Annotated in this window: 9 protein-coding genes; 5 read left to right on the plus strand and 4 right to left on the minus strand. The window is 65.7% G+C overall.

The annotated features are described in order from the left end of the window. Positions 1-174 precede the first annotated feature (174 nt). From IZU87_RS03930 to IZU87_RS03940, 3 genes are all read left to right on the plus strand, one after another. The gene (locus IZU87_RS03930) at positions 175-1,428 is read left to right on the plus strand and encodes a cell division protein ZipA (protein ID WP_213113728.1); all 1,254 of its coding nucleotides are present in this window, start codon (positions 175-177) and stop codon (positions 1,426-1,428) included. Positions 1,429-1,860: 432 nt separating this feature from the next. After that, positions 1,861-3,975 carry an NAD-dependent DNA ligase LigA gene (ligA, locus tag IZU87_RS03935; protein WP_249330427.1) on the plus strand — a complete coding sequence of 705 codons (2,115 nt, stop codon included), beginning with the start codon at positions 1,861-1,863 and terminating at the stop codon, positions 3,973-3,975. A 68-nt stretch (positions 3,976-4,043) separates the two neighbouring features. Beyond that, positions 4,044-4,346 (plus strand): YheU family protein, encoded by a 303-nt coding sequence (locus tag IZU87_RS03940; RefSeq protein ID WP_248379925.1) that lies wholly within the window; start codon positions 4,044-4,046, stop codon positions 4,344-4,346. 169 nt (positions 4,347-4,515) lie between these two features. Here the strand turns inward: IZU87_RS03940 and IZU87_RS03945 are convergent, their stop codons facing one another. After that, complete coding sequence (locus IZU87_RS03945; protein WP_213113730.1) at positions 4,516-5,826, minus strand: 2-hydroxycarboxylate transporter family protein; 1,311 nt, start codon at positions 5,824-5,826, stop codon at positions 4,516-4,518. 192 nt (positions 5,827-6,018) lie between these two features. On the opposite strand from IZU87_RS03945, the gene IZU87_RS03950 reads away from it, so the two are divergent. Both IZU87_RS03950 and IZU87_RS03955 read left to right on the plus strand, forming a co-directional pair. Continuing rightward, positions 6,019-7,836, plus strand: a complete 1,818-nt coding sequence (locus tag IZU87_RS03950; RefSeq protein WP_249330428.1) for an ATP-binding protein — start codon at positions 6,019-6,021, stop codon at positions 7,834-7,836. A gap of 65 nt (positions 7,837-7,901) precedes the next feature. Next, entirely contained in the window at positions 7,902-8,639 is a 738-nt protein-coding gene (locus tag IZU87_RS03955; protein WP_043333708.1) for a response regulator, read from the plus strand. A gap of 14 nt (positions 8,640-8,653) precedes the next feature. Here the strand turns inward: IZU87_RS03955 and mnmC1 are convergent, their stop codons facing one another. The 3 genes from mnmC1 to IZU87_RS03970 all read right to left on the minus strand — a co-directional run bounded on the left by mnmC1 (position 8,654) and on the right by IZU87_RS03970 (position 12,003). Continuing rightward, positions 8,654-10,981, minus strand: coding sequence for an FAD-dependent 5-carboxymethylaminomethyl-2-thiouridine(34) oxidoreductase MnmC1 (gene mnmC1 / locus IZU87_RS03960; RefSeq protein ID WP_394805764.1), 2,328 nt, complete (start codon positions 10,979-10,981; stop codon positions 8,654-8,656). 141 nt (positions 10,982-11,122) lie between these two features. Further along, complete coding sequence (locus IZU87_RS03965; RefSeq protein WP_043333710.1) at positions 11,123-11,422, minus strand: YciI family protein; 300 nt, start codon at positions 11,420-11,422, stop codon at positions 11,123-11,125. Beyond that, positions 11,422-12,003 (minus strand): septation protein A, encoded by a 582-nt coding sequence (locus IZU87_RS03970; RefSeq protein WP_043333711.1) that lies wholly within the window; start codon positions 12,001-12,003, stop codon positions 11,422-11,424. The genes IZU87_RS03965 and IZU87_RS03970 overlap by 1 nt, the downstream gene beginning before the upstream one ends. Positions 12,004-12,123 lie beyond the last annotated feature (120 nt).

Genomic DNA, 12,123 nt, shown 5'->3' on the forward strand with positions numbered 1-12,123 from the left:
CATCTAGAGATCGAAAGCACTACGAGTTTGCGTCATAGTGTCAGTCAGGGATAATTGAAGGGCGATTGCGCAGGTCACCACCACAGGATTGACATTCGAAAAAATGTCCCCTTTTTCTGCAATCGCGCTATGCTGTTCACGTGCATGGTGCCCAAGCAAACAGGCTAATGACCCATGGAATTGAGAGAGTGGCTCATCTTGTTGGGGTTGGTGCTGGTCGCAATCATCGTCGTTGACGGTGTGCGCAGGCTCCAACGTCAACGTCGAGTACCCCGACTGGATCGAGCGGGTATAGAGGATTCCACCGACGATGCGGGCAATCCCGCGGTGGAAGAAGAGGAAGAACGTGACAACTGGGAGCTGCCGAACGGCGGCTACCGGGTGGTTGGCGATTCCGAGACGCATGCCGAAGCCGAGGAAGATGTCGTGCTCGACAATGCGCACGGCATCAAGGCCTCGCGGGTGACTCAGCCGAGTCGTCCGGCGCAGCCCATGGAGCGTCGTGAAGCGCCGGAGCGCAAGGGCTTCGGCGAGCGTGCGGCTGCCTTCGGTGCACGTGCCAGCCAGTCAATGCGCGACGTGACGGCCAGTCTGGGCGCACGGCGTGATGACGAGCACGAGCACGACGATGCGCATCGTGAGCCCGTGCTCGGCAGCGCCTCCAGTGAGCAGGCCGAGACGGCGCGCGAAGACGACTTCCATGAGAAGCCGGTGATCACCGCCGAGGACGACAGCATCAGCGTCTCCTCCACCCAGGCCGATGATCTCGAGCCGATGGCCGAGATCGAGGAAGGTCAGGATGCCAGCACTGAGGCGTCCTCCGCTGGCAAGCCGGCCGATGTCGCCGGCAGTGCTTCCCAGCGCCAGGAACCTTCACTGGAAGCGGCTGCCGATGCCACAGCGCCCGAGGATGATCGTCATCCGCTGGTGCTGCGTGCCGAACGCAATCAGGTCGATGACCAGCTCGCACGTGACACCCTGGCCGATGCCAGTGAAGTCATCATCATCTCGGTGATGGCGCGTGGCGATGAAGGCTTCAGCGGTGAAGACGTGCTGGGCATCTCGCTGGCCTGTGGTCTGCGTCATTCCGAGATGGGGCTGTTCCTGCGCCACGAGGAAGATGACGACGACAGCCCGCTGCAGTTCGCGATGGCCAACGTGGTCAAGCCGGGCATCTTCAAGCCGGCCGAGATGGTGGACAGCCAGCTGGATGGCGTCACCTTCCTGATGCCGCTGCCGGGCGCGGATGACACCTCTGCCGCCTTCGAGACCATGGTCGAGATCGCCATGCTGCTGGTGCGTCGTCTGGGCGGTGAGTTGAAAGACGAGAACCACAGCGTGATGACGGCCCAGACCATCGAGTTCAAGCGCCAGCAGGTGCACGAGTTCGAGCGTCGCAATCGTCTGCATCGCTACCAGGCCAACTGATCGACTCCCCAGCCATTCTCTGAGTCGACCAGTCATGCCAGAACGCCAACGGCGACCTTCGGGTCGCCGTTGGCGTTTGCGTGTCCTGCCGACCTCTTGCAGCCTCTAACGTTCCGGGCCGGCCCCCGACTGTCGCCCGAAGTGCTTGAATGTGTGGCCTGTCGATCACATTGAGTACAATGGCAGCATCAAGGCGACCCCTCCGCCTGCAAGCCTTTGCAAGCTCTTGCAAGTGCGTCAGGTCGGAGGGTTCGCCACCCGTTTTCAGGTCGCTCAGCGCTGCCTTCTGGCAGTGCTGGCGAGCCACTGTTTCGAGTGAGTGTCATGTCAGCCCAGGATGATCTGTTTTCGGCGCCTGCCGATGATTCCAACGCCTCGAGTGCTTCCCGCTCCGCTGAACCGGCCGTGGTGGAAGGCGTGCCTGCCAAGGTGATGGAGGAGGTCGCGCAGCTGCATCGCGAGCTGCTTGAGGCCAGCCACCGCTATTACGTGCTGGATGATCCGACGCTGACCGATGCCGACTACGACACGCGCCTGCGTCGCCTCGAGGCGCTGGAAGCCGAATATCCCCAGCTGATCAGCTCGGAATCACCCACCCAGCGTGTCGGAGCCGCGCCGGCCAGCGGCTTTGAAGAAGTGCAGCATGCGGTACCGATGCTGTCGCTCAACAACGCCTTCGATGACGATGAGCTGCGCGCCTTCGTGCAACGTGCGGCGAAAACGCTGGAGCTGGGAGACGCTCAGGACGCGGGTGACGAGCTGAGCTTCTGCTGCGAGCCCAAGCTCGATGGCCTGGCCGTGTCGCTCATCTACGAGAATGGCGTGCTGGTGCAGGGCGTGACGCGCGGCGATGGCCGCACCGGCGAAGGCATTACCACCAATCTGCGCACCATCCGCTCGATCCCGCTCAAGCTGCGGGGTGATGATCTGCCGGATCTGCTGGAAGTGCGCGGCGAGGTCTACATGAGCCACGCTGGCTTCGAGGCGCTGAACGCGCGCGGCCGCGACGAGGATGGCAAGGTGTTCGCCAACCCGCGCAATGCCGCCGCCGGTAGCCTGCGCCAGCTGGATTCCAACATCGCCGCCTCGCGTCCGCTGGAATTCTGCGCCTATCAGGTCGCGCGGGTGGATGATGCGCTGCTCGCCAGCGAGGCCGGCCAGAATCATTCCGGTCTGATGGCGCTGCTCAACGACTATGGCTTCCGCACCAGCCCGCAGCTTGAGGTGGTGCGCGGTGCTCAGGGCATCATCGACTACACCCGCCGCCTCGGCGAGCAGCGTGATGGCCTCGATCACGACATCGATGGCGCGGTCATCAAGCTCGATGCACTGCGTCTGCAGCGTGAACTGGGCTTCGTGGCGCGCGCACCGCGCTGGGCCATCGCCTACAAGTACCCGGCGCAGGAGCAGGAAACCACCCTGGAAGGCGTTGATTTTCAGGTCGGACGCACTGGCGCGCTGACGCCGGTCGCCCGTCTGGCACCGGTGCAAGTCGCCGGTGTGGTGGTCTCCAATGCCACACTGCACAACATGGACGAGGTGGAACGTCTCGGCGTGCAGATCGGTGACAGCGTCATCATCCGCCGCGCCGGCGATGTCATTCCGCAGGTGGTGCGGGTCGCCAGTGAAGGCGCCAGCCGCGAAGCCATCGTGCTGCCGGACGGCTGCCCGGTATGCGGCTCCGAGATCGAGCGCCTCGAAGGCGAAGTGGTGGCACGCTGCGCGGGCGGACTGATCTGCGCCGCGCAGCGCAAGGAAGCCCTCAAGCACTTCTCCAGTCGCAAGGCGCTGGATGTCGATGGCCTCGGTGAGAAGCTGATCGAGCAGCTGATCGAGCGTGAGCTGGTCAAGACGCCGGCGGACCTGTTCCATCTGGAAGCTGCCACCCTGGCCGAGCTGCCGCGCATGGGCGAGAAGTCCGCCGCCAATCTGGTCGCCTCGCTGGACAAGAGCCGCAACACCACCCTGGCACGTTTCATCTACGCCCTCGGCATTCGGGAAGTCGGTGAAGCCACCGCCGCGAATCTGGCCACGCACTTCGGCACGCTTGAAGCGCTGCGCGCAGCCGATCAAGCCGCGCTGGAGGCAGTGGAAGATGTCGGCCCCATCGTCGCCGCGCATATCCATACCTTCTTCCAGCAGCCGACCAACAACGAGACGCTGGATGCGTTGCTCGCCTGCGGCCTGAGCTGGGAAGAGGTCGAGATCGGTGAGCGTCCCCAGCCGCTGGCAGGCCAGACCTGGGTGCTGACCGGCAGCCTCGACAGCATGACGCGTGATGAAGGCAAGGCGCGCCTGCAGGCGCTGGGCGCCAAGGTGGCGGGCAGTGTCTCGAAGAAGACCGCCGGTGTGGTCGCCGGCGAGGCAGCGGGCAGCAAGCTCGAGAAAGCCATGCAGCTGGGCCTCACGGTGCTGGACGAAGAGACCTTCGTGAAGCGCCTGGCCGAATGGGAATCCGGTGCTGATGCACAGCAGGACAATCCGCAAGACAGTGCGCAAGCCAATGTGCAGGTCAGCGCGCAAGACAGCGCGGGAGAGGATGCATGAGTACGGATACGCTGAACGATGCACCGCAGGCGGCGCCACGCCACCCTGATGATGGACAGGAGCTACCCATGAGCCAGATGCCACTTGATCAGATGGACCCGCGGGACCGCTTCATCGAGGTGCCGCAGACCATGCTGCCCGCCGATACACGGCGCGCCCTGCTGGAAGCCTTCGTCACCCGTCAGGGCTACGACACCACCGATGTCGGCGAAGGCATGGCCGGCTGGGTCGCGGAGCTGGAAGGCCAGCTGTCACGCGGCAAGCTGCTGATTGTCCATGACATCGGCACCGAATCCACCGAGGTGATGACGCTGGAGCAATGGCAGTCCTTCGGTCGCCAGCTGGCGGACGACGAGGAAGAGGGCGACTGAGCCCAGCCAGCGGTCATGCTGTGTTGAGCATGCCCTGATCCTTGCTCTGCCCCTGACCTCGGGGCCGGAAACGACAACGCCCCTGGCACAGGCCAGGGGCGTTGTCGTTCATGAAGCGCCAGTTGTTGCACCAGTTGGTGCGGTTAGTGGCGTCTGGCGATGCGCCGGATCATGCGAACCACATCGGCACGACCAGGCTCGAGATCAGCAGGATCAAGGCCCCGCCCAGGCGCGAGGAAATCTGCGCGAAGGGCATCAGCTGCATGCGATTGGCCGCCGAGAGTACGGCGACGTCACCCGTGCCGCCCATGTTGGCCATGCACAAGCCAGCGGTGATGGCGGACTCGATGGGATAGAAGCCGACCAGCTTGCCCACCAGACCCGCACCGAAGGCGGCACCGGCGACGACACCGAACACGATCACCACGTAGGTGATCGTGATGGCATCGATCACCTGGCCCAGATCGGTATAGGCCACGCCGATGCCGAACAGCAGCGCGAAGGTCCAGTTGCCTGCCACGAACCGGAACCATTGGGCGGCGGCCTGATTGATGTTCTCCGGTACCAGGTTGGCGCACTTGAGTACGGCGACCGCGATGATCATCAGCGCGTAGGGGTGCAGCGGAATGACCTTGCCGAGAATCTGGCTGGCGACGAAGAAGCTCAGGGCAATCACCATGCCGATGCCCAGCTGGGACAGGTCAGGCGTGCTCTTCTCTTCGCGGACATTGACGCCCGGCATCATCTGGCCGCCACCGGTCAGTGACGGGAAGCGCTTGCCAAGCCCGTTGAGCAGCCCGGCAATGATGATGGCGAAGACATTGCCCAGGGCCAGTGCCGGCACCAGGATCGAGATATAGTAGCTGGCCGGTTGCCCCAGCAGCTGCTCGTAGATCTGGCTCATCGGCACGGCGCCGGCGCCCATGCCGCCGCCCATGATGGGCAGGGCGATGACCATGACGGCATCCTTGGGCGAGAAGCCCATGACCCAGCCGACCAGCATCGCGAAGAGCGCCGCGAACAGCACCGAGCACAGCAGTGGCAGCGCGAAGCGGGCCCCGACCTTGACCAGCACGCGGGAGTCCATGCCGAGAATGCTGCCGGTGATCAGCGCCGCGATGTAGAAGTTCAGAAAGCCACCGCCCTTCATGAACTCACTGACATTCGCCGTGACTTCCTGCGGCAGCCAGCCGCTGTAGACCAGCGCTGCGGCACCGAAGATGGCGAGAATGGCGCCGCCACCCAGATAGCTGTTGATGATCGGCAGGCGGTCGCCCAGAAAGCCCAGCAGCTCCCCGAAAATCATCATGACCAGCAGCGCGCCGATCATGCCCGCAGGCAGGGTGTCGGTGGCGATGGCGGCAATCAGGACCAGGAAGGACAGGGCGAAGATCGGCAGTGACATGCCGAAGATGCGCGTCTTCTGCCAGGGGGACTCTGCGGCAGGCGTGGCCGTGGCGGTCTGCGAGGAATGTGTCATGCATGCTCCTTGTCCTGCACTCTGTCGTTGCAGGACCTGTTGTCATGCCCGGACGCGTTGGCGTGGCATCGCGGGATCGTTTGGGGCGGGGAAGGGACATCATGTTCGCGCACTGGATGCGCGTCACAGGGAGCTTACGGTGTGGCTCCCGAGGGCCAAGTTTTGCGAATTAAAGAAAGCCTTTTGAAACTTATGAAAGCGCCGGCTGCCGCTCGCCCATGCGCCGGGCCGAATGGCCATGCCACCAAGGGGGCACATGGCTTGTCCGGCGTGTTGCGGCATTCCCAACCCGGACTGAGCGCGCTGACCTCATTGCTCGCCGCCGGCATGGTGATCGTCAGCCTGCTGGTCGCGGCCTGGCTCTTCAGTGCCCAGCTGGAGCGGACCCAGCGCGAGATTCAGGGCCAGCGCATTGCCGCTCTTGCCCAACGCATCGCGCGTCTGCCCGAGGTGCGTTCTGCCCTGAGCGAGGCCAGCTCACCGCAGGCTGCGCCTCCTGTCGCGGACAGCCGCCTGGCGGCACGCATCGAGCGACTGCGTCAGGAGAATGCCGTCGACTTCATCGTGGTGATGCGCCCGGATGGCTTGCGGCTCAGTCACCCGGACCCCGCACGCATCGGGCAGCCATTCCAGGGTGGCGACGAACAGCGTGCGCTTGCCGGTGCCTCCTACCTCTCCGAATCCCGCGGCACGCTCGGCGAAAGCCTGCGCAGCTTCGTTCCGGTCATGGCGAATGCGTCCAAGGGCGATGAGCGCGCCGTCGTCGGTGCGGTGGCCATCGGTATCACGCTGGATTCCCTGGGGCGGCGTCTGGCCGATGAGAAGCGCCAGCTGCTGCTCGGACTGGGTGTGTTGATGCTGTTCGGCACGCTGGGCGCACTGGGACTTGCGCGCTATCTGCGCAGACAGCTCAAGGGACTGGAACCGGCGGCCATCGCGCGGCTGGTGGAGGAGCATCAGGCGGTGCTGGCCAGCCTGGAAGAGGGCATCATCGTGGTCGACCCCGAGGGGCGAATCACGCTGGTGAATGCCGCGGCGCGCGAGTTGTTGGGGGCCTTGCCGACGCTGGGCGAGCGCCTTGATGGCTGGCTGCCCGACACCGGCATGCGTGAGTGCCTTGTTGCGCGCCAGCCGGTGAGCGAGCAGGAAGAGGCCCGACTGCGCCAGGTGACTCACGGCGGGCGGCGATTGCTGGTGCGTTGCCAGCGAGTGCATGATGGCGAGCTGCTGATGGGCGGCGTGCTGGTACTGCGCGAGCACGACCGCATGCAGCGCCTCGCCGAGGAGCTGACCGGCGTCCGCCGTCAGGCGGAGTCACTGCGCGCCGCGCGCCATGAGTTCCGCAACCGGCTGCATGTGCTGTCGGGCCTGACGCAGATGCAGGACCTCGCCGGTCTGCGCGATTATCTTGCGTTGCTGGTGGAGCGGGAGTTGCCGGCGGATGCCGCAGCCGCCGAGCGCATCGCGGACCCTCTGCTGGCAGGTCTTCTGATCGGCAAGCACAGCGAGGCTCGCGAGCGTGGCATCACGCTGGCGGTCGAGCTGGAGATCGAGTGCCATCATGGCCGCTGCGCTGAGTGGGGAATGTCACAGGACGAGGGCGCTCAGGCCGAGTTTCCGGTACTGGAGCGTAGCTTGAGTCATGATCTGGTCAGCGTGATCGGCAATCTGCTCGACAATGCCTTCGAAGCGCTGGAGGAGGTGGGCGCTGACGCTCACGCCCCGTCTGTGACCCTGGGGTTGATGCTGGAATCACTGGACGCGTCGGCAGAGGCGCAGTTGTCGATCAGCGTGGCGGACAACGGCCCCGGCATGCCGACGGAGCTGAGGCAGACGGCACGCATGGCGGGGGTGAGCAGTCATGGGGAAGGCCGCGGGCTGGGCCTGTCGCTGGTACAGGAAATCGTGACCGCGCGCGAGGGAGAATGGCACCTCTATGCGCCCTCGGGCGGCGGTACCCTGGTCGAGCTGACCCTGCCTTGCCGACTGCTGACTGGCGCGGCGCCCTGATAGGGGGCCGCGCATCACGGGATGGCGCTGCGGCCGGAATTTGCACAATGAAGGAGCCAGAGCGCATGCGTGTGCTGATAGTCGAAGACGACCCCATGGTCATGCGTCTCAATGTCGAATACCTCAGTCGCATCGACGGCATGCGCCTGGTGGCCCAGTGCGAGGATGTCGCGACGGCACTCGACGTGCTGGCGCAGGAAGCGGTGGACCTGGTGCTGCTGGATGTCTACCTGCGCAGCCGCAGCGGGCTGGAAGTGTTGCGATGGCTGAGGCGCCACGCCGCCCCCGATATCCAGGTGATCCTGATCACCGCCGCCAGTGAGGCGGACACGGTGCGCAGCGCACATGCGCTCGGGGTGTGCGATTACCTGGTCAAACCCTTCAGCTTCGCCCGTTTTCAGCAGGCGTTGGCACTGGCGCGTCGCGGGCGCCAGCAGCTGGAGAGCCTAGAGGGTGAAGTCAGCCAGCAACAACTGGACCAGCTCTTCGGCGTGCAAGGGCTGGTCAGCGGCGCTGCGGGCGCGGTACCCGAGGGGCGCCTGCCCAAGGGCGTGACGGCGGCGTCACTTGCCTTGGTGGCCAGTGCCATCATGGCGCTGCCGCGCGAGGAAGGCAGCTTCACCAGTGAGGCGTTGCTGCCTGCCACCGGCATGTCGCGAGTGACCATCCGCAAGTACCTGCGCCATCTCGCGGCCTGCGGCATGCTCAGCGAGGCCTTCCACTACGGTCAGATCGGCCGGCCATCCTTCACCTATCAGGTCATCGACCGTCAGGCCCTGTCCAGACAGTGCCGTCAGGCCTGAGTGATACCGACCTCTCAACGCCGCTGGACGATATCGCGGATCAGGCGACGCCCCGGGTGCAGGTGCTCGGCCAGTTCGCGTTCCAGCGGCAGCGGCTCGCCACACAGTTGCGAGGCGATCAGTTCGGCGCACAGCGGGGCGGTGGTGAAGCCGCGTGAGCCGTGTGCGGTGGAGAGCCACAGGCCGGGCAGGTGGGCGCCGCTCGACTGCGGCACGCGCTTTTTCGCATCGAAAGCCATGGCGGCGTAGTCCCCACGCCATTGCGCGGCATCCGGTGCCGGGCCGGCCAGCGGGCTCTTGTCCGGGCTGGCGGCGCGCCAGGCGACACGTCCCTGCCAGTCATCGTCTTCCAGCCTGACGCCACGCGCCTGCTCCCAGGCGGCGACGAAGGCGGGCAGGGCACTGCGCAGCTCCGCGACATTGGCGGCGTGGTCCGCCTCGCGGACCGCATCATCCTCATCGCGCGGGGCGAAGGTCGCGCCGAAGCTGAGCGTCACGCTGCCATCGGCGTGGCGCTGATAGGGCGAGACATAGCCACCGGCGCAGACCACGCTGTCGAGCGCGGGCAGGTGCGCGGCGTGTTCCGGCGCTACCGTGATCTCGCTGACCTGGCCGCGAATCGGCTGCAGCGGCAGGTGTGCGAGCGGCTCGGGCAGATTAGTCTGCTCCCCCAGCGCGACAATCAGTTGATCGACTTCCATGCAGCTGCCGTCGCTGATCTGCAGCTGCCAGCGTGGCTCGCCGTTGCCAGTAGCCCCGCTTTCCTTGGCCTCCAGCGACTGAATGGCCTCGATGCGCGCCTGCAGGAAGCGGATGCCCGGGGTGGCGGCAAGATGCTGGCAGAGTGCGCTGGGGCGCACCCAGCCGGCGACCGGATAGAAGAGGCCGTCGAAGGCGATCTCGCTGCCGGCGATTCGGCTGGCCTCACTGGCGCTGACCGGCTTGAGCAGCGCCTCGGGCAGCGGGTGATTGTCGAGGAAGCGCTGCTGGCGCTTGCGCTCACGTTCACTGGTGGCCAGCTGCAGCACGCCGCTGGCGGACCACAGGGTCTGCTTAGGGTCGAGGCTTGCCAGCCAGCGCCGGCTGTACTGCAGCGCGGCCAGCTGGAAGCGACTGGCGGGATTGGTCTCGGCGGCCAGCTTGACGTAGAGCGCACCCTGGCGATTGCCGGAGGCGCGTGCGCCGGGGGCTTCGGCATCGATCAGCGTGACCTGCACGCCGCGCCGCGCCAGCGCCTCGGCGCAGCTGGTGCCGGCGATACCGGCGCCGAGTACCGCGACATGCGTCTCGCGAGCGATCGGCGCGGGCTGCGGGGGCTGGGTCCAGGGCTGCTCACGACGCAGCGGATGAAGGGCGCCACGCACCGCGTGCTCCTGCATGGGGGCATGGCCGGATGCGGGTGAGGCATCAAGCCCCATCAGTTCGGCGCGCGCGGCGGCGGTCGGTTCGTCCAGCTCGCCGCAGATCATCTCGCGCTTCATGCCGTGGCCGGGCACCTTGCGCCACACGAAGCCTGCCGCGCGCAGGCCACGCCGCACGAAGCCCGCGGCGGTGAAGGTGGCGAAGGTCGCCGTGGGGCGCGAGACACCCGCCATGGCCGCGAACAGCTCGGGTGACCACATCTGCGGATTCTTCGACGGCGAGAAGCCATCGAGGAACCAGGCATCCACGCCACCTTCCAGGCGCGACAGGCGCTCCACCGCATCGCCGAAGTGCAGGTCCAGGGTGATGCGCTCATCCAGCCACAGGCGGTGCACGCCGAGGACGGCAGCGGGCCATTGAGCGACCAGCGGCTTCGCCAGTGAGGCGAGATCCGGCCAGGCGGACAGCGCCCGCTCGAGATCCGCGGCACGCATCGGGTGCTTTTCCACCGAGACGACATGCAGGCGCGCCTCGGCGGGCGCCGTTGCCAGAAAGCGCTGGGCGGCGCACAGGATGTTGAGGCCGGTGCCGAAGCCGGTCTCGCCGATCACGAAGGGGCGCGCTTCCCGCCAGTCACGGAAGCGCTCGCTCAGCCGGTTGCTGTCGAGGAAGACGTGCACGGTCTCGGCGCGGCCATCGTGGATCGAGAAGTACACATCGCCGTAATCGGTGGCCTGTGGCGCGGTGTCGTCCCACTCGAGCTGTGCCTCCTCCAATGCCGCCAGTGGTGCCAGTGGCACGTCCGGCACTACGCCGGGCGCCGTGACCGGCTCGATCGCGCTCGGTGGCGTTGTGGCAGGCTTGCGTGCCGCGGTGGCCGGGGCTTGCTGCGGCGAAGTCTTCCGGGCTGACGAGGCGGCCTGATCAGGAGCTGACTGGCCGGGAGCGGGCTGGCGGGGGGAGGAAGGGTGGTCGTTCACGGGCATTCCTGGCAGGAGGTCGAGCGGGAGAGCAGCACAGCGAGACAGCGGCAGAGCAAGGCCTGCAACGCAGACGACGGACAGCCAGGCTGTCCGTCGTCTGTGAGAAACCGCCGGTCAGATGACCGGTCGGGCGCAGGGCTAGGGCAGGGTCTGCTTGAAGGGCTTCACTTCGGCGCTTTCATAGACACCGGCGATGACGAAGGGATCGGCATCGGCCCACTTCTGGGCGTCTTCGAGGGAATCGAACTCGGCGATGATGACGCTGCCGCTGAAGCCGGCTTCGCCCGGAGCTTCGCTGTCGATGGCAGGGTTGGGGCCGGCGATGACCAGACGACCGGCGGCGTGCAGCGCCTCCAGACGTGCCAGATGCGGCGGACGCGCCGCCATGCGTGCTTCGAGGCTACCTTCGACGTCCTGACAGACAATGGAGTAGAGCATCACGAATCATCCTTTTGAGAATTGGTCGAGGAAGCGTTCTCTTCCTGAGGGGCCTGCACCATGTGACGGGACAGGTAGACGCCCTGAACGATGACGAACAGCAGTGTCAGACCGAGCATGCCGAACAGCTTGAAGTCGACCCAGATGTCTTCCGAATAGTGACTGAAGACGTAGATGTTGAGGCCGCCCATGGCGAGGAAGAATACCACCCAGGCCAGATTGAGGCGGTGCCAGATGGGGCGCGGCAGCTGAATCGCCTTTTCCATCATGCGCTCCACCAGCGGCTTGCCACCGAACAGCGGCGACAGCAGGAAGGCGACGGCGAACAGCCAGTTGACCACGGTGGGCTTCCACTGGATGAAGGAGCTGTTGCCGAACAGCACGGTCGCGCCACCCAGCACGACGACCAGCGCCAGGGTGACCAGCTGCATCTTCTCGACGCGCTTGTGGCGCCAGTAGATGTACAGCACCTGCGCAAGGGTCGCGGGAATCAACACGGCGGTAGCCATGATCATGTCGCCAGTCATCTTGTAGACGGCGAAGAAGATCACGATCGGCAGAAAGTCGAGCAACATCTTCATGGGTAATGCGCACTCCTGAACACGACGACGCAGCCGTCGGGAAGGCAAGGGCCTGTGCGAGTGGTATCCTGTCTGACACCAGCGGCGCACCCCTGCCTGCATGTGCTCATTCTGCCGCCA

The sequence above is a fragment of the Cobetia sp. MC34 genome, from assembly GCF_018340035.1.
In the GTDB taxonomy this organism is placed as follows: domain Bacteria; phylum Pseudomonadota; class Gammaproteobacteria; order Pseudomonadales; family Halomonadaceae; genus Cobetia; species Cobetia amphilecti.

What these genes read in the sequence shown, in the direction of transcription:
- IZU87_RS03930 (WP_213113728.1), top strand. Translation starts at nt 175, where the DNA reads ATGGAATTGAGAGAGTGGCTCATCTTGTTGGGGTTGGTGCTGGTCGCA.
- ligA (WP_249330427.1), top strand. Translation starts at nt 1,861, where the DNA reads ATGGAGGAGGTCGCGCAGCTGCATCGCGAGCTGCTTGAGGCCAGCCAC.
- IZU87_RS03940 (WP_248379925.1), top strand. Translation starts at nt 4,044, where the DNA reads ATGAGCCAGATGCCACTTGATCAGATGGACCCGCGGGACCGCTTCATC.
- IZU87_RS03945 (WP_213113730.1), bottom strand. Translation starts at nt 5,826, where the DNA reads ATGACACATTCCTCGCAGACCGCCACGGCCACGCCTGCCGCAGAGTCC.
- IZU87_RS03950 (WP_249330428.1), top strand. Translation starts at nt 6,019, where the DNA reads ATGAAAGCGCCGGCTGCCGCTCGCCCATGCGCCGGGCCGAATGGCCAT.
- IZU87_RS03955 (WP_043333708.1), top strand. Translation starts at nt 7,902, where the DNA reads ATGCGTGTGCTGATAGTCGAAGACGACCCCATGGTCATGCGTCTCAAT.
- IZU87_RS03965 (WP_043333710.1), bottom strand. Translation starts at nt 11,422, where the DNA reads ATGCTCTACTCCATTGTCTGTCAGGACGTCGAAGGTAGCCTCGAAGCA.
- IZU87_RS03970 (WP_043333711.1), bottom strand. Translation starts at nt 12,003, where the DNA reads ATGAAGATGTTGCTCGACTTTCTGCCGATCGTGATCTTCTTCGCCGTC.